We start from the raw sequence: 21,475 nt of genomic DNA on the forward strand, positions 1-21,475 counted from the left end.
TCATCACCGAGACGCTGGAGCGTGTTCGCCGTCGCCGGCGCCGCCCTCCTGTCGTTGGCACAGCCCGCCGCCGTGTCCGCCGCCCACGCCGCGGCCACCGACTCCCCCGCTCCCGCCGCGCAGCGCAACGTTCCCCCCGGCGCCCACTCGGTCACCCTGATCACGGGTGACGTCGTGGTCACACGGCGGTCCGGCGCCGCCGGCGGCACCGTCGATGTGCAGGGTGCCGCCGGTACACAAGCCCAGGCGCGCATCATGGAGTCGAACGGCGACCTTTACGTTTATCCCGAGTCCGTTCTCCCCTACGTGGCGGCAGGCGTGCTGGACAAGCGCCTGTTCGACATCAGCCAGCTCGTCGCGGACGGCTACGACGACGCACATCGCGACCAGTTGCCGCTGATCGTCTCGTACAACAGCAAGGCCGCCTCAGGGCTGCGTTCCACAACCCCCGAGGGCGCCACCCGGGTCAAGGCCCTCGGCAGCGTCCAGGGTGCCGCCCTGTCCGAGGACCGGGACCGATCGGCCGACTTCTGGCGCGCTGTCACCTCCGCGCCGGCGTCCGGCTCGAGGACCACCGCAGCCGCGTCCGGCAAACCGGCCTTCGGCGGGGGTATCTCCCACATCTGGCTCGACGGGGTCGTGAAGGCGGATCTCGCGGAGTCCACCTCTCAGATCGGCGCGCCGCAGGCGTGGGAGGCCGGCGACACCGGGAAGGGCGTGGACGTCGCCGTCCTGGACACCGGCGTCGACGCCGAACACCCTGACCTGGTCGGCCGAATAGCAGCCGCGCAGAGCTTCGTTCCGGGCGAGGACGTGACGGACCGCCATGGCCACGGCACCCATGTCGCGTCCACCATCGCCGGCACGGGGGCCGCGTCAGACGGCAAGGAGAAGGGCGTCGCGCCCGGTGCCGACCTGCACATCGGCAAGGTGCTCTCCGACGAGGGTTCCGGTCAGGACTCCTGGGTGCTGGCCGGCATGGAGTGGGCCGCAGTGGACCAGCACGCGGACATCGTCAACATGAGCCTGGGCTCCATGGCGCCGTCCGACGGCACGGATCCCCTCAGCGCGGCGGTCGACCGCCTGAGCGCCGAGACCGGGACGCTGTTCGTGGTCGCCGCGGGCAACGCGGGCTCGGACTACAGCGTCGGCTCCCCCGGCGCGGCCGACGCAGCCCTGACCGTGGGGGCCGTCGACTCCTCGGACGACGTCGCCTGGTTCTCCAGCCAGGGTCCGCGCGTCGGCGACGGCGGGCTCAAGCCGGAGATCACCGCCCCGGGCGTCGACGTGCTGGCGGCACGCTCCCAATACTCGCCGTCCGGCGAGGGCAGCTATCAGACCTTCAGCGGGACCTCCCAGGCCACCCCGCATGTCGCGGGCGCCGCGGCCCTGCTCGCGGCGGCGCACCCCGGGCTGACCGGCTCCCAGTTGAAGGACCTCCTGGTCAGCAGCTCGAAGCAAACGCCCAAGTACGACGCCTTCCAGGCGGGCAGCGGCCGGGTGGACGTCCCGTCGGCACTCAGCGCCGAGGTCTTCGCCTCGGCGACCGCGTTCGCCGGGCAGGTGACGACGGGCGCGTCCGACGCGGTGACGCGTCCGGTCACGTACACCAACATGGGTGGCTCGCCGGTCACCCTCGACCTGTCCGTGCAGGCCCCGAACGCACCTGCCGGAATGTTCCGGTTGTCCGCCTCCCAGGTCGTCGTGCCGGCCCACGGCACCGCCGAGGTCACGGCCATCATCGACGGCTCCAAAGCGACGGGGAACGGTCACTGGACCGGCCAGGTCATCGCGGCCGACACGGCGGGGAAGACCCTCACCCACACGGCCGTGTCGCTGGGCGACATCGCCCACAAGCTGACCCTGGTCCTCAAGGACGCACAGGGCAAGCCGATGTCGGGCGTCGTCGAGTTGCTGCGGTCCGGTCAGTTCGGGCCCGAGTTCCTGATCGTCGACGAGACGGGCACGGCGCAGATGTTCCTCCCCAACGACGTCTACTCAGTGCTGGAGTTCAAGGACGTACAGGGTGTCCACGGCCCTCACTCGATGGGGATGGCGTTGCTCGGTGACCCCGAGGTCGTGATGGACCACGACACCACGGTCACCTTGGACGCCTCGAAGATCGAGCGGGTGGACATGACCACGCCGCAGCAGACCGAGACGACCTACCAACGCCTTGAGTACAACCGCTCGATGGGCGGTGGCACCTGGCGCGACTACATGGAGACGCAGACCAGCTACGACAGCCTCTGGGCCCAGCCCACCACGCACAAGGTGACCCACGGCGACTTCTACCTCGGCGCCCGCTGGCGCAAGGAGCAGCCGGCACTCGCCATCGCCACCAAGACCACCGAGTTCACCGATGCCCTCCGGCAACAGGACGTCACCCCGCTGGCCCAGGGTCACTACAAGCTCCCGCTCGTGGCCGCCGGCGACGGCACGAGCGCGGACTACGCCGGCGTGGACGCGCGGGGCAAGGCGGTGGTCGTCCGCCGCAACGACACGATCAGCGACGCCGACCAGGCCGCCGCGGCGATCGAGGCGGGCGCCAGACTCCTGCTGGTCGTGAACAACGAACCGGGGCGCTGGTTCCGGAGCTACAGCCCGGAACCGTGGAAGGAGACCCCCGCCCGGATCGACGTGGCGTTGTTGAGCACGGACGAGGGCGAGAAGCTCTTCGCCCAGGCCTCTGCTCCCAAGGCGGCGCTCTCGGTGGACTCGCAGCCGGTCAGCCCTTACGTCTACGACCTGATGTGGACGTGGCACAACCAGATTCCGGACCACATGGTCGTCCAGGGCGGCCCGAAGACCCTCGCGCGGGTGAACGTCGACTTCGACAGCCCCGATACGACCCGGCGCGGTGGTGAGTTCCGCTTCGACTGGCCGGTCTACTCGGACTGGGGCATCGGCACGATGACGAGTGAGCCGATGAACTCGCAGCGGGTCGACTGGGTCTCCACCGGGCCCGGATACTCCTGGGGTCAGGAGGCGTACGTCGAAGGTCTGCTCTTCGAGATCGAGCCACGCACCACGTACCGGGCGGGCAGCACACAGACACAGCAGTGGTTCAAGCCCATCGAGCGCCCGTACCTGAACAACAACTACAAGCCGCCGACCCGCACGGGGAGCCGGCTGACCTTGGACGTCCCCGGCTGGGGCGGCTCGGATCACGTCGGCATGTCCATGGACTACCAGCGCATGCCGCACACCCTCACGCTCTACCAGGGTGACACCCAGCTGGCCCAGAACTCGGGAAACACCATGGTGCAGGCTGACGCACCGGGCGCCGGCAAGCTGCCGTACCGCCTCGTCCTGGACGCCAGCCGGGACGGCACGGTGAGCCCGTACTCCTCCACCACGCACACCGAGTGGGACTTCACCTCCCAGGCTCCGGCGGGGGACGAGACATCAGTCCTGCCGCTCATGCAGATCAACTACGGAGTCGACACCAACGCGGCGGGCAAGGCCGCGAGGAACGCGACGCTCGCGGCGTCCGTCGCCCACCTCGCCTACGCCACCGGCGCCGGAACCCTGTCGGCGGTCACCTTGGAGGTGTCCTACGACGACGGACACACGTGGCGGAAGATCACCAGCGGAAAGGACGGCCGGTTCGCACTGTCCGCCCCCAAGCAGGCCCAGTTCGTCTCACTGCGGGCTCACGCCCACGACAGTGCCGGAAACGCGGTCACACAGACCGTGATGCGGGCCTTCGGTCTCCGCTGACCTTGTGGGGCGCACCGCCACAGCATGGTGCACCCACGCGTTTCCCGCCGGGGGCCGGAAGCCGCCCCGGCGGGAGACGATCCGGAACGCGCGGGCCCGTGGGCCCGCGCGTTCCGGCGACGGCGGGATCAGACGGCCGCGGTGCCGGCCTGGGAAGGCTGCTGGATGACCCGGGTGACGCCCTCGATGACGTCGGAGTCGTCGGCCGGCGGTGGGTGTCGGCGAAGCGGGTCACGGAACCAGGTATGAAGAGCCTGGTGCCCGCGAGGACCGCGGCACCGACGGACGTGCGGACTCCGTGATGCGCCCACGCGCCGCCGTACTGGCTGAAGCGGTGACGACCACGGCGACCGTGTGGGGCACGTAATCGCTGCAGGTGAGAGCCCTCCAAGCCGACTCAACCTGCACCAGGGCCGCGCCGAAGCCCGCCCACTGCAATGAGAGAACCTCCTCTTTTGGGTCTTGCCGCTGCATTGCTGGACTACGTCAGCGCGGCACCGTCCGCCAGACCGGATGTGACCTCGTCGTACTATCAAATGACTGTCAACAGTCTTCGCGGCGCAGCCGTACGTCGAGGCGTTGCCCCCGTGCCGTGCAGACAGCAGGGTGATTCACCATGGCCGGCGGTTTGCTGGACCGGCAGCTGTCAGCAGAAACAGGCAATGATGAGCGAGCAGAACAACCCCAGCGCCCCCACCGGTACGACGGCCCGCGAACTCTCACTCGACGGCTCCACGCTGCTCCGCCGCCGACGGCGTGTTCTACGGCAGCTCGGCTTGTGCGTGCTCGTGCTCGTGCCGTGGACCATCTACCTGGCGGTGTCGCTGCCGGATCGCTTTGAGGCCCGGCACTGGCCCTGGGTGTGGGTGGGCTTCGACGTGATGCTGCTCGTGACACTGGCCGGTGCGGGAGTGGCGGTGTGGTTGAGACGCCAGGTCCTGGTCCCGTTGTCGTTCGTGGCAGCCACGCTCCTCCTCTGCGATGCCTGGTTCGACATTTCCCTGAGCTGGGGAAAGGATGACGTGTGGGCGAGCGTCGCCTCGGCCGTGCTGGTTGAGCTGCCTCTCGCCGTCCTGCTCATCTTGCGGGCGCGACGGGTGCTGAAGATATCGATGAGGCTGGCCTGGCAGCGGCTCGGCCTGGCGGGAGATCCTCCGCCGCTGCACAAAATGCCGTTGCTCGTCGCCGTGGCACCATCGCGGAGCGCCGTGACACCATCGCGGAGCAATGAGGCTGCCACGAACGGGGCCGAGGACGTCTGACGTCGCCAAAGGCGACTTCGGTCACCACTCGCTGCTGAAGCTCCGCACGCACCTGCACCGTGCCCAGGCCCCAATCCGTCATGCCGACCGCATCAAAATTCCGCTGCTCCCTGTCCAGGGAAGGCCGCACGTTGTGTTGCGGCCTCCTCAGACAGAGGCGACTGCCATCGCAGACCGTGCTTGCCGTCCGGCACCCTGACGCTCTCCCGCTCGGTCCCAGCCACGAGCAGCGCGTCGGCAACCTCTATGGCGTCGTGCACACGCCTCGTTCCCGTCATGACGCACAGCGTGTAGCTGACGTCCTCGAGCTCACGTGCCCATTCCGGCTTCTCGCTCTCGGCGAGCGCGATCTGCAGGGACGCGTACCGGGTGAGCAACTCCCTGACGACCCTCGGATCCGGAACGAGCGGCACAGACAGGCCCCTTCTTTCCAACTTCGGGTCGAGTGCCCCGTCACGGGCGGGAGTCGGGTGCGCCGCGTCGGTGCCTGACACCTTTTGTACCTCCATAGTTCTTGCCTGCATGGGTGGATGTCCGTTTGCCCGGCGGTCGGTTGTTGTCCCGACATGTCACGCTCGGCGGCTGCAGCGTCCGTGCATTCGAGGCTCCTTGCCTCGCAGTGAATGACCAGAAGGGCCCAACGTCTGTGACGGACAACGCTTCTACAGACCCGCAGCGCAGGCCACGTTGCCCAAGGCGGCCGGCGCAGACCAGCGTGTCGGCGCGGAGTTGATGCTTGCCGTTCCTGAGGCTCCCGCGTCGAGGCTTCCGCACACGTTCCCGCAGATGGCCGGGTGTCGGCGCCGGGAAGAGCTGGACGGTGCCGACCCACCCACGCCCAAGGATTTCGCGAGGCACCATGGCGCCTGCCGGCCGGCGAACGCGGTGCGTTTGACCGATCTCAATGACGATGTCACACATCATACTGATGAACAGTGTCACACATTGGGTCGCAGTCCGGTCCTGGTTGGGTGCGAGCCCGATGGGTGATGAGTGAGGTGGATCATGGGGGTCACGTGTCGCCGGAGACCAGCCTCTTCGGCAGGTTCCGGCTTCGGCAGGGGCGACTCGGCGAGTGGCGTGGCCATGCGGGGCGTCGGACATGAGGACAGATGCGGGGACGCGTCTCCTTCCGCCGACCTGGTCGACCGGAGGCCCGTCGGCGGGCTTGTGCGCACTCCCCCGCCCCGTCGCCGTCGTGGTGGGCGCGGGTGACGCGCTCGGAGCGGCTCATGTCGGGGTTGGATACGCGCTGGAGCGGCGCGGTGTCGTGCCAGACATGATCATCGATACCTCGGTGGGTGCCCTCAACGGGGCCATCGCGGCCGCCCACCCCGACAGGGCCGCGCCGCGGCTGGACCACGTGCGGACCCAGTCGCGTCGCCGTGAGGTGCATCCGCTCGGTTACCTGTCGTCACGGGTAAGTAACTTCACCGACCGCGGTCCGCGCCGACTGATCGCTCGAGTTGAGCTGTCGGTCCCGTTCGCCGCGGTGGCCATGGACCTGGTCACCGGCTCTCCGGTGCTGCTCGACCACGGAGACCTCGAGCCCGCGCCGCCGGCCGGCGCAGCCATCCCCGGGATGCCACCCCCGGTGGATCGTGGCGGCCGAACGCTCGTCGAAAGGGCGGCAGGCGTGGTGGTACTCGGCCCGGGGAGCTCACCATTGCGCCCCGTCGAACCGCGCCGACGTGCCGGTGCGACGCCGCCAGGACCGGACTACGGGCGGCGTATCACCGGGCCGGGCCGGTACCGCGCCGATGGCCCTTCGGCGGCATCCGCCAGTCCGGGCAAAGCATCCACTTCTTCTCTACGGGGGGTCGGTCTGTGAGTACCATCGCGTTCCTCAACATCGCCATGCACGGGCACGTCAACCCGACGCTGCCGGTAGTGGCCGAACTCGTTCGGCGCGGCCACGCCGTCACCTACCACACCACGCCCGCGTTCCGAGAGGAGATCGAGTCCGCCGGCGCGACGGTGTGCCTCTACCCCGGAGGTGACCAGCCGCTCCCCGATCCACCGACGCCCGTCACGTTGATCGAGGCGCTCGCACGCACCGCCGTCCGCCTGCTACCCGCGGTCCTCACCGACCTGCGCCGCGTCCGGCCCGACTTGATCGTCCACGACAGCTCCTGTCTGTGGGGCGCGGTCGCCGCCCGCGAACTCAAGGTGCCGGCGGCAGCGTCGACCACCATGTTCGCGTACAACCGGCACGTGCCCAGTCCCACCCGCGGCTCGTGGGAATTGTTGGCCGCGGCGGCGGCTCGACCGCGCAGCCTCCAGGGCTACCTGCGGTCGCGCTGGGAATTGCACCGCCGCTACCACGCGCGTCAGTTGCCACTGGTCGATGTGGTGAACATCCGCCAGCGGCTCAATCTGGTCTACACCTCGCGGGCGTTCCAGCCTGCCGTCGAGGATTTCGACGAGTCCTACCGTTTCGTCGGCCCGAGCATCGGCGCCCGCCCCGTCGACCCGTCGTTCCCGGCCGATCGGCTGCGTGACCCGGTGCTGTACGCCTCGCTGGGCACGGTGTTCAGCGACCCGCAGCTGCTGCGTACTTTCGCCACCGCGCTCGCCCCGCTGGGCGGCACCGTGATCGTCTCCACCGGGCAGACCGACCCCGCCGCGCTGGGGCCCTTGCCGCCCAACGTGCTCACCTGCCGTTTCGTGCCTCAACCGGAGGTGCTGGCACGCGCGGCGCTGTTCGTCACCCATGGCGGGATGAACAGCGTCAATGAAGCCATGTACGCCGCGGTTCCGATGTTGGTGGTCCCCCAGGGCGCCGACCAGCCGATGGTGGCCCGTCGCGTCGTCGAACTCGGCGCGGGCCTGACGATCCGTACCCAGGACGTCTCCACGGCTTCCGTGCGTTTCCTCGCCGAGCGCCTGCTCCACGGCCCCCGGTTCCGGGCAGCGGCGGCAACCCTGCAGGCTGCCCAGCACGAGGCGGGTGGATATCGGCGCGCAGCCGACGAACTCGAGTGGTACCTGCAGGCGGCCGGCTCGGCCGGTCGGCCGGCCCTCGTCGATACGTCACAGCGAGGCTGACCGATGTCACACATCGTTGTCGTCCTGCTGCTGTTCGCCGGGGTGTCGGAGGCTGCCGGGCGCATCCTGCCTCTGGCGGTTCGCCGGCCCGGCATGTCGCGGAACTTCCTGGCCGGGTTGCTGCTGCCCGCCGGCCTCGTCGAGGGTGCCGTGTTCGCCCTGTGGCCGGCGACCGCCTGGAACCTGGCCGAGGTGGTGCTGTCCTCTCCACCGCCCGGAGCGCACTTGGTGTGGACAGCGGGCCTGGTCGCCCCACTGCTGCTCGCTGCCGTCCTTGCGTTCCCGTTGCTGGGACCCCTGCTCCACCTGTTGCTCTTCGTGGGGGTCGGAGCCGGCCTGGCCGGCCCGCTCGCAGCGGCGACCGGCCTCGGCTGGTGGAGCGCCGCGGGCTACGTGGCCATCGCCGGGGTCGGCCTTGGTTTCGCTGTGGAGACCGTTCGGCGACTGGTCGTGAGGATCAGCGCACCCCGAGCATCGGAGTCCATCACATGAACGACTTCCTGCTCTGGGCCTGTGTGCTCGGGCCGGCTCTGCTCGCCGAAGGCCTGCTCGCCCGCTACGAGGTGCTGGCCTACAGCGCCGGCTGGCGGGCACCTACCACCGAGCTGCCGAGTGGCATGCCCTACGCCCGCGGTGCGGCCGCTGACAGTCCCCCGGCCGCCTACCTGGTCTACCTGGACGGCATCGGGAAACGTCGCGTACGGGACACTCGGGACGGCGGCCAACTGGTCAAGGCCGTGATCGCGGGGGCGCCGGAGCTGCGGGTGCTGGGTCAGGTGCAGCCCTACTCGCCGCTGGCCGACCCGCTTGCCGAGCGGCCGGTGTGGGCGTGGCTGCGCCGCCACGTCGGGCTGCTGCTGTTCCTGCACAACGTCATGCAGGTCTTCGTGGCCGCCGACCACCGGTACCGCCCCCTCTACAACCGGGCCGTCGGCTGCCAGATCGCCACTCAGCTCCGGCTCGCCGGCTACCAGCCCGACAGCGGTATCCCCGTGGTGCTGCTCAGCTACAGCGGCGGCGCCCAGGTCGCCACCGGCGCCGTCGACGAACTGCACACCCAGCTGCGCTCCCCGCTCGTACTGATCACACTCGGTGGGTTCCACAACGGCGCCAACGACCTCACCCGTGCCGAACACCTGCATCGGCTCACCAGTGCGAGCGACCGGATCGAGCGCGTCGGCACCTGGATCTTCCCGCAGCGCTGGCGGTTGTTCCGCCGTAGCGGATGGAACCGCGCGCGACGTGCCGGCAAGATCACCGTGCATCGGCTCGATCCTGCCACCCACCTCGGGCCGCGTAGTTACATCAGCCCGGAGGGACGGCTGCCCGATGGCCGCAGCTACCTCGACCGTACGACCGACACAGTGATAGCACTCATCCGCGCCCACCACAGCGCGACCGCGGCTACAGACACCCCGGTGCCGGGAAGGACCTGACCCGAGCGCGCAGCGGGCACGGCTCGCCGCCGAGGTCGCCTCGGACCTGACTGTGCGAGAACGCGTTGAGGTACCACGAGGTGAGTGCTTCTCTCGGCTGCTCGCTGGGCGCGGGCGGCCGAGACGGACAGCGACAGCGGCGGGTCAGGGGTTGGTCACCGCCCGGAGGGCGGCACTACGGTCGCCGTCGAGTCCGGCAAGCAGGCCTCGCAGACGGGGGCCGTACTCGGGGTGGGCGAGGGCGAACGCCATCTGGGCGACAAGGTAGTCGGCCGGGTTGCCGGTGTCGTACCAGCGGCCGTTGATGACCTGTCCGTACACCGCGCGGGTGGAGGCATAGGCGTTGATGGCGTCGGTCAGGTAGATCTCGCCGGTCCGGTGCTCGTACCAGCGGCGGGTCTGCTCGCGCAGTTCGTCGATGATGCCGGGGGTGACGACATAGCCGCCGATGGCCGCGTACGACGACGGGGCGGCAGCAGGCTCGGGCTTTTCGACCAGGCCGGTGATGCGCAGTTGGCCGTCCCCGAGGTCTTCCTTCACGATCGGTACGCCATAGCGCTGGGAGTCGGAGGGGTCCATCGGTATGAGGGCCAACACCGGGCAGCCGGTCTGCTCATACGCGCGCATCAACTGCTGGGCGCGGGGGACCTCGGCCACGAAGACGTCGTCGGGCCACAGCACCAGCACGGGCTCGTCGCCGAAGGCACGGGCAGCGTTCAGCACGGGGGTGCCGTTGCCGTACGGGCCGTGCTGGTCGAGGTAGGTGATGTGGCCCTGGCCGGCCAGTTCCGCGACCTCCTCCACCGCGTCCGCGTAGGCCGTCTTGCCGTCTGCGCGGAGTTGTTGGACGAGGGCGGGGTTGGGGCGGAAGTGGTCCTGGATGAGACTCTTGCCGCCGGAGACCACGATGGTGATGTCGGTGATGCCGGAGTCCACCAACTCGCGCACGGTGTGCTCGATGACCGGCTTGTCGCCGACCGGCAGCATCTCCTTGGGTGTCGCCTTCGTCAGGGGCAGCAGACGGGATCCGAGTCCAGCGGCGGGGATCACAGCCCTGCGAATCGTCGGGGACATCACAACTCTCGGTCGATCGGCACCGTACCGGCCGGCACGGCACGTGTTGACGCCCAGGTCCGCGCCTGCGGCCGGCGCCGTGGTCGCCCGCCACGGTACCCGGAACGGCACCGGAACGCCCACCGCCGGTAGGCGGCCGGACGCCCCTTCAGCCCGGCTGTTTGGCTCCCGGTCCATGGGGCTGCCCGTACCGGGTGGTCGTGTTCGACGCGTTCGGATCCTGGGGTGTGCAAGGAGAGACCGGCGTGGACCCCGGCCAGGCTCTCACGTCCCGAACTCGCCGACGGGCGGGCCGTCCAGGCCATCGCGGCCATGCCCGCGGCGGACACCGGACTCCGTGCCGGCGCGGCACGTCGCGGCCCGTGACGCCGACTGATCGCCGACAAGGGACACCACAGCGCCACGGCCGCGAGGAAGACCGCCGGCTGGCATCCACGCGCCCCAGCACCGCGCCGGGGCGGACATGGCCGTGGCCATGACGATGTGCAGGAGACCGTCTGTCCGCACGCGTCACACGCAGCTGCGCGGAAGAACGTGGTGCGCAGGTCGTGAAGGGCTGCGGCCACCAACAGCACTGTCAGCAGGGTAAACGACGGTTATGGCACTCCTGCGTGTTGTGCCCTGCCACGGAGCGTTGTTGCTTCGGGCTGCGCCGACCTCGCCGGGAGAAAGCCACGGGTCAGTTCGCGGGGCGCGGAGCACGCAGGTGGGCCCGCTCGGCCAGTTCCTTCTCGTCGACCAGCGTGAGCATCGGCCCGCCCGGCGCACAGAGCATCGTGACGACGAACCGGCACGGCACATCGGCCCGGGCGTTGCCGTCCTGGTAATGGATCACGTCTCCGCCCGGCTCCCAGAAGGTCTCACCGGCCTTGACGATGCGTTCCGGCTCTCCCTCCAGTTCGAAGCGCACCTCGCCCTCGATCACGTATCCGAAGGCCGGCCCCGTGTGACGGTGCGGAGGCGTGCCGGGGTCACCGGGCGGCCACTCGATCAGAACGGTCATGCCTGAGGCGCCCTCGGGGATATGGGGCGGCTTGGCGTCCTGCAGCATCTTCGCCGCGGTCATCCACGTCCCGGAACGCGCCTTGTCGTCGCTCACGGCCGCTGAGTCCTTGGTTGACACTGTGCACCTCCGTTGATCGTTGCCCTGGCGGGGACAGCGTTCTTCATTTCTGGCTCCCCGCACGGCTGTTCCTTATGGACGACCGAGGACAGGCGGCATATGTGACAGAGGCCGCCGCTTTCAGACTGCTCCCACCGATGTCACAACAGTGGTGCGAGTCCTGTCATGTAGTGCACGTGGCTGACTTCGGTGTCACCAGACGCACACAGGGTCGATGAGCCCTCTGGGAGGGATTCACATGAGAGTCGTTGTCGCAGGAGCCACCGGATTGATCGGCTCCAGAACGGTTGCCAGGCTCCGTGACCATGGAGTGCAGGTCGTGCCCGTCTCACGTCGCCATGGCGTCGACCTGATCACGGGTAACGGTCTCGACGAGGCCTTGCGTGGGGCCGAGGTGGTGGTGGACGTCACCGATGCGCCAGCGCGTACCGAGGAAGCCGGTCTGCATTTCTTCCGCACTGCGACGGCCAATCTCCTGGCTGCGGCGGCCTCGGCCGGCGTGGAGCATCACGTGGCCCTGTCGGTGGTGGGGGCCCAGCGGCTGCGGTCGGGCTACTTCCTCGCGAAAGAGCTCCAGGAGTACCAGGTACGAAAGTCTCCGATCCCCCATTCGATCGTGCGTGCCGCGCTGACCTTCGAGACCCTCCAGGCCATCGCTGTCGCGGACACCAGCCCGGACGGGGTCCACGTGGCGCCCGCACTGGTCCGTCCGGTGGCGACGAACGACGTCGCTGCCGCGGTCGCGCATGTCGCCGTGGGGGTGCCGCTGCTCGGCACACACGAGGTGGCCGGCCCCGAGGAGTACCACCTCGACGACCTCATGGCGAAGCTCCTCGCGGCCGATGGTGTCGACAGAAGTGTGGTCACCGATGTGCGCGCCAGACTCTTCGCCGCCCTGGTGGGCAAGGGCGCGCTTCTGCCCGAACCGGGCGTCCACATCGGTCCCACGACCTTCAGCACGTGGCTCGCGCAGCGCTGACGCGCGCGGACGCGGCGGCGGCCTCACCAGGCACATCTCTTACGGGCGGCCGCCCCTGCGCACTCTTGGCCGCAGCCGCCGTCCGCCTTCACCTCCCCACGCCTTGACAGGAAAGCCTCGATGAGTGAGCTCGACCAGATACCCGACCGTGACGCCGAGGAGACGAGGGAATGGCAGGCCTCCCTCGAGGCCGTCATCAGGCATGCCGGGCCCGAGCGCGCCGTGTACCTGCTGCGGCGCGTGCACGAGTACGCGGCCAGGTCCGGAGTGGCCCTCCCGCGACTGCTGGCCTCGGACTACATCAACACGATCCCGGCGTCGTCCCAGCCGGCCTTTCCGGGCGATCTCGCCATGGAGTCGCGCATCACCGCGCTGAACCGGTGGAACGCGGCCGCGATGGTCACCCGCGGTTCCCGTCTGGGTCTCGGAGGCCACATCGCGACCTACGCGTCTGCGGCCTGGCTCTATGAGATCGGGTTCAATCACTTCTTCAAGGGCAAGGACGGGGACGGCTCCGGGGATCAGCTGTACTTCCAGGGGCATGCCTCGCCCGGCATCTATGCGCGGGTGTTCCTGGAGGGGCGGCTGCGCGAGGAGCAGTTGGACGGTTTCCGCCGGGAGGCCGACGGTCACGGCCTGCCGTCGTACCCCCACCCGAGGCGCCTGCCGTGGCTGTGGGAGTTTCCGACCGTCTCCATGGGCCTCGGCCCCCTCTCCGCCATATACCAGGCCAGGTTCAACCGGTATCTGCACGACAGGGGAATCAAGGACACTTCCGGGTCGCGTGTATGGGCCTTCCTGGGAGACGGGGAGATGGACGAACCCGAGTCGACGGCCGCACTGGCGCTCGCCGCCCGCGAGGGTCTCGACAACCTCACCTTCGTCATCAACTGCAATCTTCAGCGGCTGGACGGTCCCGTGCGGTCGAATTCCAAGATCGTGCAGGAGCTCGAGGCCCGGTTCCACGGTGCGGGCTGGAACGTGGTCAAGACCCTGTGGGGCGAGGCCTGGGACCCCTTGCTCCAGCGGGACACCGACGGCTCCCTCGTACGCCGCCTGGGCGAGATACCCGATGCCCAGTTCCAGACCTACGCCGCCCGGGACGCCGCCTACATCCGCGAGCACTTCTTCCGCGGCGATACGCTCTCCGGCATCGCCGCCGGACTGAGTGACGCGCAGCTCACCGACCTGTTCGCGAACTCCCGGGGCGGGCACGAACCTCTCAAGGTCTACGCCGCCTACCGGGCCGCGGTCGAGCACCGGGGCGAACCCACCGTCGTCCTCGCCCAGACGGTGAAGGGACACACGCTGGGTGCGAGCTTCGAGTCACGCAACGCCAACCACCAGATGAAGAAGCTGACGATGTCCCAGTTCCGTCAGATGCGCGACGCCTTGGAACTGCCCATTCCGGACAGCGCGTTGAGCGGGGATCTGGTGCCGTTCTGGCACCCTGGTGAGGACTCGGAAGAGGTCCAGTACCTGCGTGAGCGACGTGCTGCTCTGGCAGGCCCTGTCCCGGTGCGCAGGGTGGTGGCCAAGCCCCTGAAGCAGCCACCGTCCGGCCCGTTCGAAGCCCTCCGGAAGGGCTTCGGCAAGCAGGAAGTGGCCACCACGATGGCTCTGGTCCGGCTGGTCAAGGACCTGATGCGCGACGAGGAGACGGGGCGACGCTGGGTGCCCATCATCCCCGACGAGGCGCGGACGTTCGGCATGGAGTCCCTGTTCCCGACGGCCGGGATCTACTCGCCGCTGGGTCAGAACTACGAGCCGGTCGACGCCGACCAGCTGCTTCGATACAAGGAGGCCAAGGACGGCCAGCTCATCGACGAAGGCATCACCGAGGCCGGTTCCATGGCCGAGTTCACCGCCGCGGCGACATCGTACGCCACGCATGGCGAACCCATGATCCCCTTCTACATCTTCTACGCCATGTTCGGGTTCCAGCGAACCGGCGACCAGTTCTGGGCCCTGGGGGACCAGATGGGCCGCGGCTTCGTCGTCGGAGCGACAGCCGGCCGTACGACGATGACCGGCGAGGGACTGCAGCACGCCGATGGGCACTCCCACCTGCTGGCATCCACGAATCCGGCCGCCGTCAGCTACGACCCCGCCTTCGCGTACGAGATCGCGGTGATCGTGAAGGAAGGGCTGCGGCGGATGTACGGCGACCAGCCCGAAGACATCTTCTACTACCTGACGGTCTACAACGAGCCCAAGCTCCAGCCCGCCATGCCCACCGGGTCAGCGATAGAGGAGGGGATCGTGCGGGGCATGTACCGGTTCCGGCAGGCGGAGCCCCACGACGCCGGACCGCGGATCCAGCTGCTGGCCTCCGGAACGGCCATCCACTGGGCGCTCAAGGCCCAGGAGCTGCTCATATCCCAGTGGAATGTCCACGCTGACGTCTGGTCAGTGACATCCTGGACGGAGCTGCGCCGCGACGCGCTGAACGCCGACGCGGCGCGGCGGCGGGGCGAGGAGCGCGTCCCGTATGTGACGGAGGCGCTGTCGGGTACGCAAGGGCCCGTCCTGGCGGTCAGCGACTGGATGCGACAGGTGCCCGATCAGATCAGCCAGTGGGTCGATCAGGACTACTCGTCACTGGGAACGGACGGCTTCGGACTGTCGGACACCCGCGACGCCGTGCGCCGTTACTTCGGAGTCGACGCCGAGTCCGTCGTAGTGGCCGCCCTGGACCAGCTGGCGCGGACCGGCGCGGTCGATCCGGACACGGTTACCCAAGCGCGCGATCGCTACGACCGGCAAGGGTGACCACCTTGCCGACGGCATGACGCGCCAAAAGCGAATCATGAAAACCGCGTCACAAGGAGAACCGCTCTCCTGTCACTCCTGGTACAGGCCGAAAATCTTTGAGAGGAACCCGTTATGAAGGTAGTAGTGATCGGTGGAACGGGGCTCATCGGCTCCAAGCTGGTCGGAAAGCTCAACGAGCATGGGCACGAGGCGGTCGTGGCCGCACCCACCACTGGCGTCAACACTCTGACGGGTGAGGGCCTGGCCGAGGCCCTGAAGGGCGCGTCGGTCGTGGTGGACGTGTCCAACTCCCCCTCGTTCGCTGACGATGCCGTCATGGACTTCTTCCGCACCTCCACGACCAACGTCCTCGAGGCGGAGGCCGAGGCCGGCGTGGCGCACCATGTGGCACTGTCGGTGGTCGGCACCGAGCGCCTGCAGGAGAGCGGGTACTTCCGCGCCAAGCAGGCTCAGGAAGAGCTGATCAAGGCGTCCGGAATCCCCTACTCCATCGTCCACGCCACCCAGTTCTTCGAGTTCATGAAGGCGATCGCCGACGCGGCCACCGAAGGCGACACCGTGCGCCTGGCCCCCGTCAAGATCCAGCCCATCGGCTCCGACGACGTGGCCGCAGCCGTCGGCCGCGCCGCGGTCGATGCCCCGGTCAACGGGGTGGTGGAGGTCGCGGGCCCCGACGCGTTCCAGCTCGACGAGCTCATCCGTGCGGCACTCGCCGCCAAGGACGACCCCCGCACGGTGGTCGCGGACGAGCACGCCCCCTACTGGGGTGCCAAGCTGCAGGAGGCCACGCTCCTGCCGGGTCCGGACGCGCACATCGCCGAGACCAAGTTCGCCGACTGGCGCGCGCAGCAGCAGTAAGTCCTGCCGGGGTCCCTGCCGACGGCAGGGACCCCACGGTGCTCCGACCACAGGTTCGTCACACCGATTGAGCGGCCACGACCTCCTGTCCCACGCCGACTTCGCATCGGTGACAAGTCCCCGGGGCACAGCGCCGGTTGCCGTGCAACCGGGTCTGCGACTCACATCATCAGAAGGCTTCCTCGCCCTGCCCGAGGCCGAGTCCGGTGGTCCAAGAGGTGAACGAGACGCCCGTCTGGTAGACGTCGCTGACGCCTGGCACGAAGAAGTACGTGCTGCGGCTGGTGTGATCGGGCATGGCCAGCGTCATGGAGCTGACCTTGAGGGTGTGTTCGGGTGCGTCGGGGATGTTGTAGATCGCGGTGGTGTGCAGCGGGGAGTCAGGCCTGAGCACAAGGGTGCCGCCGCGCCCGTTGACGGAGACCGGGATCGGCTTGGTCTGGTCCGCCGGTCCGGTGAGGGATATCAGCGGGGTGTCTTTGAGGGTGCAGGTGATGCCGTCGTGGGCGAGCACGGTCAGGTCGAAGCTGCGTCGACTGGTGCCCGCGGTGTAGCCGCCGAAGTAGAACGAAACGTCATCGATGGTGCAGGGACGGATGGTCGCCGCGGCGGTGGCCGGCCGTTGGGCAGTGCTCTTGTCGGCAGACGTCCAGCTGCCGATGGTGGCGCTTGCCACCGCCGCAGCACTCAGCAGGATCGCGATGGCTGTCGCGCTGATGGCCGCCGCGCGAGTTCTCAGACGCATGAGGTGCCTCTCTTATGGAACGAAGGTGGTCTGTGGGCTGCCGGAACCGGCTCTGTCGCAGGGCGGGGTGGTCAGAACGCGCCCAGACCGTGCGGAACTCCGAGACCGGTCGGTCCGTCCCAACCCGGACCCGCGTTGCACAGGGCGGCACTGACGCCGGGGTAGGAGGCGCACTGGTGGTAGGCCTCGTTGTTGCCGCTCGTAATGTCCGTGAAGTCGGCAGCCGGTGCGCTGTAGAGGCTCTTGGGCCCGTTCACGGCGGAAAGGTGTCCGGCACGGGCGAACAGTCCGGCCACGTAGGGCGCTGACGCGCTGGTGCCGCCGGCCACCACCCAGTTGTTCGGCTCGCCGCTGCTGGGAGCGTATGTGTCGCGAACCGCCACACCGGTGGCGGGGTCCGCATCCGCGGAGATGTCGGCCGCGGCGCGGTGACCGCCGCAGGAAGCCGTGATCCTGGCCGGCTGGCCGGTGGCAGCGGGGAAGACGGACTCGCAGCCGCTACCTGCGGCGTACCACGCGCTGGCCTTGCCGACGGTGGGCAAGGTGACCCCGCCCACGCTGATCACCGAGGGCAGGTTGGACGGCCAGGCCTGGTGAATGCCGCCGTTGAAACCCTCGTCGCCGGTCGACGCGGTGATGGCCACGCCCTTGTGGTCAAAGGCGGAAAGGCGTGAGCCATGGGTGTTCTGGACATCCGCACTGTAGCCGTAACTCACGCTGACTGCCGAAGCGCCAGCGGCCACCGCGGTGTTCACCGCTTTGGCGAAGTCATCGGTCGAGACATCGTTGTTGTCCTGAGCATCCTGCCAGGGGACGGAAACCTCCAAGAGGTGGCAGGTGGGGCAGGCCGCGGAGGCCATGTCGAGGTCGAGCGCGGTCTCGAGGGCCACCTCCTCCACGAGCTTGCCCTGCGCTCCCGTTTGCGGAGCAGGCTGTTTCCCCCCGGTGTAGTTCTCCAACTTGAGGCAGCCGGACGCCGTGGTGCAGGCGGGCAGCCCGAACGTCTTGCGATATACGGCCAGGTCCTTTTCCAGAGTCGGATAGACGCCCGCGTCGATGATGGCGATGGTCCGGGTGCTGTTGGAGGCGGCAGGCAGCCCGTAGGCCTTCTGCAACTCGGCGGGGCCATAACCGGCGGGCGCGGCCGAGCGCAATGGAGTACTTCCGCTCGTGCCCTCCGTGACGACCCTGGCGTGGCACTGGGGACAGACAGTCCGTGTGGCGTGATGCTCAAGCAGCGTTCCGTCGATCACCTCCTCGTGCACGCGGGCCACGCTCTCTCCGGAGTTCGCCGTCCCGGCCAGCCGCGTGATGCCGGGCCCAGGTGTCGCGGGCCCAGGTGTGTCGGCAACCGCAGACGATGAACCGATACCGGTTGCCACCAGGGAGCCCGCCACCAGAGCGACGAGCCCGAACGCACCTCCCACCCACCGCGTTGACGACTGCAACATCCGTATCCGTCCTCTGTGTCTCACGTGCCCTCAATCCACTCGGGGGTTTGCCGCTGTCGGCCCCACGACACGAAGAGCCCTTGGCGAAACGTTCGATGATGCGATCCCCGGATCGGTTGGGTGGCCTTGATCACGCGAGAAACGGACAAACTCTGACGAAATGAGGGCGGGTTGAGACCGTTATGGCTCTGTGCAGGAGCACGGTTACCCACTGTGCTCATGGCCAGGATGCAGCGTTCAAGGTGCCCTGGTGAGCAAGGACTTGTAGCCGACAGTCGAGAACTCGGGTCTTATGGGCCGCCGTTATGTGTCGCGCCGATGTGGGCGGCTGAGAGTTCTTCGCGGCTAGGCACTGAGCTGCCTCGCGTCTCAGGTCCGTGCGGAGTCGGCGGTCGCGCTGGGCGAGATGGCTGAGCTGCGGGCGGAGAACGCCGATCTCAAGCTCCGCTCGCGCAGGTGGCAAGTCCGGCACGCACGGTACGGGCCGCGTATCGGAGGACGGCGCTCGTGGGTGACGGCCGACCCGGCAGAGCAACAGGGGACGCTCGAGCTCGACGCGTCTGCCGCCTTCGAACCTCGCCTCGTCCAGGAGCAGCATCTTTGGAGCGATCACGGACTCGCCCGGGAGCACCGTGCCGCCATGAGAAGCGACGAGGCCGCGGCCGACTAGGGCATCAGGAGTTCGATCGCTAGGCGGCAGTCAGGGACGCACGCACTCCTCGACGAAGCCGTGTACCCACGTACGCCTCGCGATCTCGAGCGGCAGGTCAGCAGGGCAGGGAGCGCCTCCGCGGTGGGCACGGCGATGCCCCGCGGATGGCGGTGCGGGTCGTCAGCGGCCGGTGAAGACGGCGTCGCGGCGTTCGACGAAGGACCTTACGCCCTCAGCGGCATCAGCGGTGCTGAAGAGCCGGGCGATGTCGGGGCGCAGTTGGGCGATGGCCTCGGCATCACCCAGCTCGCGGGCCCGTTGGGCGGAGGCGAGAGCGGCACGCACGGCCAGCGGTGCGGATCGCTCGCTGATGACGCGCCCGATCTCCTTGGCTCGCTCGATCGCCGTGGCGCCATCGGGGAGGACTTCCTGGATCAGACCGATGCGGTGGGCCTCGGCGGCGTCGAACTCTTCGCCGGTCAGGATCCAGCGCATGGCGTTGCCCCATCCCGCTTCGCGGGGGAAACGGAACGTGGCTCCGCCGAAGGGATAGATCCCACGGCGGACCTCGAGCTGGCTGAACCGGGCGTCCTGAGCGGCCACGCGGATGTCGGCGGCCAGCAGCAGTTCGATGCCCGCGGTCATCACCCAGCCCTGAGCGGCTGCGACGAGGGGCTTGGACCACGTGCCGTCCCGCCGCCACGGGTCACGGCCGCCCTCCGGGACGTCGAAGTCACCCGAGGCCAGTTCGGCGCCGACATCGATCATGTCCAGCCCGCCGGTGAAGTGGTCGCCGTGGCCGAACAGCACCCCGCACCACAGCTCCTCGTCGGACTCCAGCAGCCCATAGGCCATCGACAGCTCGCTGATCATCTGCCTGGTGAAGGCGTTGCGCTTGGCGGGGCGGTTCAGGCCCATCAGCAACACGTGTCCGTCCCGTTCGACGGTGATCGTGGCCGCGTTCGCCGACGTGGAACTCATGACTCCTCCAGTTGAACATTGGGACTCAGTTGAATGCTGGGACTCATGCACGCCGATGGGTCGCTCATTTTGCGGGTGCGGACGATGAAGTCCCACGTCCGGCCGTGGCGAGGCGATCTGCATCCCCCTCGTGGTCCACGCGGCAGCCGGAGTCAGTACGGCGGACGCACCTCCGCGATCACATCGGCCTTCTCAGTGCAGCGATCCACTCCTCGGGCCAGAGCGTGCTCGTGGCACCGTTGAGATGGTCCCGGTCGATGTGGGCGGTCACGTAGCGGCCACGCGCGGCCCGGCGACGCGGCCGCCCCCGGAACTCCTCGCCCCAGACCTCGAAGGCGAAGGTCATCGAGGTGGTGCCGATACGTATCAGTTCCACGACCGTGCGGACGTCCTGGCCGAAGTAGAGCGGTGACTCGAAGTCCACCTCGTAGTGGACGCGGGGTGCGACCGGGAAGTAGCCGTGGAGGCCCCTCTCGGCCATGAGCGAGGCCTCCGCGGCCTCCACGAAACGGACAATCGTACTGTTGTGGTAAATGCCCCCTGCATCCGTGTCGATCCACTCGATTCGCGTCCGGTGGACTCCGAGCGGGTTCTGATGCTTGAGCCAGGTGGTCATGCGGGCACCGTGTCAGGACGCAGCGTCCACCGCAGGTGCACATTGCCGGGGGCTCCCTCACACACCAGCGACAGCCGCGGCGGGATCTTGCCCGTGCGGAAGGCCGGCGGCTTGCGCCGGCCCGCCGTCCACTGCACTGGCCACTCCGCGCCGCTCTCGTGCATGTGCGCTCCTTGGGGTCGTGCCGGCCTCGTGTCCAGGTCGGACCTTGAGATCAAGCATGTTTGCTTCGGGCGGGGAACGGAATTATCGAGTCGCTCATGTCGGTGTGACCGCCCTGATCACACCAACATCTGTCGGTCGACTTCCGCCTGCTGTGAACCAGTGGCCGACCACGCTTGACCCCTGCCGGCAAGAGTGGCTCCGACATGTTTTGAAGTGGATCACGGCAGTGTTGACAGCTGCCTGTAAGCGCTGGTCTTCCTTGAGCACGGCACCCGCAGATTCGACCTCACCCGCGTCACCGCCGACCCCTGTCCACTGGGCACAAGGTGATCCGCGCCCCCGCGAGGCCCTTGTTCCTGCAGCGGCGAGCCGCAGAGTCCTGCGCACCCGCTTCCGCGGCGGCCTGATCAGGGAGTACAGCTATCCCGCTTGACCAGCCGCACTGATCATTCGAGCCGCGCATCCTCGCGTCGCCGCACTCCGCCCGGCACTGCCCCGCCGTTCACGGCCCCCTCCGGGTGCCCGGGCCTCAGGCTGCCGTCGTACGATCGAGGCAGGTGAGCCGGGAAGTCTGGTCGGCACTGTTG

The 21,475-nt window shown here is 68.6% G+C and carries 18 protein-coding genes; 10 read left to right on the top strand and 8 right to left on the bottom strand.

Annotated features, from left to right (window positions below; translation table 11 throughout):
* The first annotated feature begins 21 nt into the window (after positions 1-21).
* Entirely contained in the window at positions 22-3,723 is a 3,702-nt protein-coding gene (locus tag ACQEXA_RS04125) for a S8 family peptidase (protein WP_433128721.1), read from the top strand.
* Between the two features lie 662 nt (positions 3,724-4,385).
* Entirely contained in the window at positions 4,386-4,985 is a 600-nt protein-coding gene (locus ACQEXA_RS04130) for a hypothetical protein (protein ID WP_432937159.1), read from the top strand.
* A gap of 92 nt (positions 4,986-5,077) precedes the next feature.
* Here ACQEXA_RS04130 and ACQEXA_RS04135 read toward each other — a convergent pair whose 3' ends face one another.
* The gene (locus ACQEXA_RS04135) at positions 5,078-5,398 is read right to left on the bottom strand and encodes a DUF5133 domain-containing protein (protein WP_432937157.1); all 321 of its coding nucleotides are present in this window, start codon (positions 5,396-5,398) and stop codon (positions 5,078-5,080) included.
* A 689-nt stretch (positions 5,399-6,087) separates the two neighbouring features.
* Here ACQEXA_RS04135 and ACQEXA_RS04140 point away from each other — a divergent pair.
* The 4 genes from ACQEXA_RS04140 to ACQEXA_RS04155 are packed head-to-tail and all read left to right on the top strand — an operon-like array spanning position 6,088 to position 9,469.
* Complete coding sequence (locus ACQEXA_RS04140; RefSeq protein WP_433128723.1) at positions 6,088-6,816, top strand: patatin-like phospholipase family protein; 729 nt, start codon at positions 6,088-6,090, stop codon at positions 6,814-6,816.
* Positions 6,813-8,033 (top strand): macrolide family glycosyltransferase, encoded by a 1,221-nt coding sequence (locus ACQEXA_RS04145; RefSeq protein ID WP_432937153.1) that lies wholly within the window; start codon positions 6,813-6,815, stop codon positions 8,031-8,033. Before ACQEXA_RS04140 ends, ACQEXA_RS04145 begins: the two co-directional genes overlap by 4 nt.
* Before the next feature lie 3 nt (positions 8,034-8,036).
* Complete coding sequence (locus ACQEXA_RS04150) at positions 8,037-8,525, top strand: hypothetical protein (RefSeq protein ID WP_432937151.1); 489 nt, start codon at positions 8,037-8,039, stop codon at positions 8,523-8,525.
* Positions 8,522-9,469 (top strand): hypothetical protein, encoded by a 948-nt coding sequence (locus ACQEXA_RS04155; RefSeq protein WP_432937148.1) that lies wholly within the window; start codon positions 8,522-8,524, stop codon positions 9,467-9,469. Before ACQEXA_RS04150 ends, ACQEXA_RS04155 begins: the two co-directional genes overlap by 4 nt.
* Before the next feature lie 144 nt (positions 9,470-9,613).
* On the opposite strand, the gene ACQEXA_RS04160 is transcribed toward ACQEXA_RS04155, so the two are convergent.
* Together ACQEXA_RS04160 and ACQEXA_RS04165 are read right to left on the bottom strand one after the other, a co-directional pair.
* Complete coding sequence (locus ACQEXA_RS04160) at positions 9,614-10,543, bottom strand: UTP--glucose-1-phosphate uridylyltransferase (RefSeq protein ID WP_432937145.1); 930 nt, start codon at positions 10,541-10,543, stop codon at positions 9,614-9,616.
* Between the two features lie 679 nt (positions 10,544-11,222).
* On the bottom strand, positions 11,223-11,609 hold the full coding sequence (locus ACQEXA_RS04165; protein ID WP_432939919.1) for a cupin domain-containing protein: 387 nt from the start codon (positions 11,607-11,609) through the stop codon (positions 11,223-11,225).
* 295 nt (positions 11,610-11,904) lie between these two features.
* Here ACQEXA_RS04165 and ACQEXA_RS04170 point away from each other — a divergent pair, with 295 nt between their 5' ends.
* The 3 genes from ACQEXA_RS04170 to ACQEXA_RS04180 all read left to right on the top strand — a co-directional run bounded on the left by ACQEXA_RS04170 (position 11,905) and on the right by ACQEXA_RS04180 (position 16,278).
* A complete protein-coding gene (locus tag ACQEXA_RS04170) occupies positions 11,905-12,645 on the top strand; it encodes an SDR family oxidoreductase (RefSeq protein WP_433128725.1) in 741 nt (246 codons plus the stop codon).
* A gap of 120 nt (positions 12,646-12,765) precedes the next feature.
* Positions 12,766-15,417 (top strand): pyruvate dehydrogenase (acetyl-transferring), homodimeric type, encoded by a 2,652-nt coding sequence (gene aceE, locus ACQEXA_RS04175; RefSeq protein ID WP_432937140.1) that lies wholly within the window; start codon positions 12,766-12,768, stop codon positions 15,415-15,417.
* A 114-nt stretch (positions 15,418-15,531) separates the two neighbouring features.
* The gene (locus ACQEXA_RS04180) at positions 15,532-16,278 is read left to right on the top strand and encodes an SDR family oxidoreductase (RefSeq protein ID WP_432937138.1); all 747 of its coding nucleotides are present in this window, start codon (positions 15,532-15,534) and stop codon (positions 16,276-16,278) included.
* Between the two features lie 169 nt (positions 16,279-16,447).
* Here the strand turns inward: ACQEXA_RS04180 and ACQEXA_RS04185 are convergent, their stop codons facing one another.
* Entirely contained in the window at positions 16,448-17,023 is a 576-nt protein-coding gene (locus tag ACQEXA_RS04185) for a hypothetical protein (protein ID WP_432937135.1), read from the bottom strand.
* Between the two features lie 71 nt (positions 17,024-17,094).
* The gene (locus tag ACQEXA_RS04190) at positions 17,095-18,297 is read right to left on the bottom strand and encodes a peptidase S8 (RefSeq protein ID WP_432937132.1); all 1,203 of its coding nucleotides are present in this window, start codon (positions 18,295-18,297) and stop codon (positions 17,095-17,097) included.
* Positions 18,298-18,880: 583 nt separating this feature from the next.
* Between ACQEXA_RS04190 and ACQEXA_RS04195 the strand changes: the two genes are divergently transcribed.
* A complete protein-coding gene (locus ACQEXA_RS04195) occupies positions 18,881-19,144 on the top strand; it encodes a hypothetical protein (protein WP_432937129.1) in 264 nt (87 codons plus the stop codon).
* Positions 19,145-19,306: 162 nt separating this feature from the next.
* Here ACQEXA_RS04195 and ACQEXA_RS04200 read toward each other — a convergent pair whose 3' ends face one another.
* From ACQEXA_RS04200 to ACQEXA_RS04210, 3 genes are all read right to left on the bottom strand, one after another.
* Positions 19,307-20,107 (bottom strand): crotonase/enoyl-CoA hydratase family protein, encoded by an 801-nt coding sequence (locus ACQEXA_RS04200; protein WP_432937127.1) that lies wholly within the window; start codon positions 20,105-20,107, stop codon positions 19,307-19,309.
* Positions 20,108-20,285: 178 nt separating this feature from the next.
* The gene (locus ACQEXA_RS04205; RefSeq protein WP_432937124.1) at positions 20,286-20,723 is read right to left on the bottom strand and encodes an acyl-CoA thioesterase; all 438 of its coding nucleotides are present in this window, start codon (positions 20,721-20,723) and stop codon (positions 20,286-20,288) included.
* Positions 20,720-20,887: a hypothetical protein gene (locus tag ACQEXA_RS04210; protein ID WP_432937122.1), complete on the bottom strand. Its 168-nt coding sequence runs from the start codon at positions 20,885-20,887 to the stop codon at positions 20,720-20,722. Before ACQEXA_RS04210 ends, ACQEXA_RS04205 begins: the two co-directional genes overlap by 4 nt.
* Between the last annotated feature and the right edge of the window lie 588 nt (positions 20,888-21,475).

Origin of the sequence: Streptomyces sp. CA-106110, assembly GCF_050936285.1 — a bacterium.
Lineage (GTDB): Bacteria > Actinomycetota > Actinomycetes > Streptomycetales > Streptomycetaceae > Streptomyces.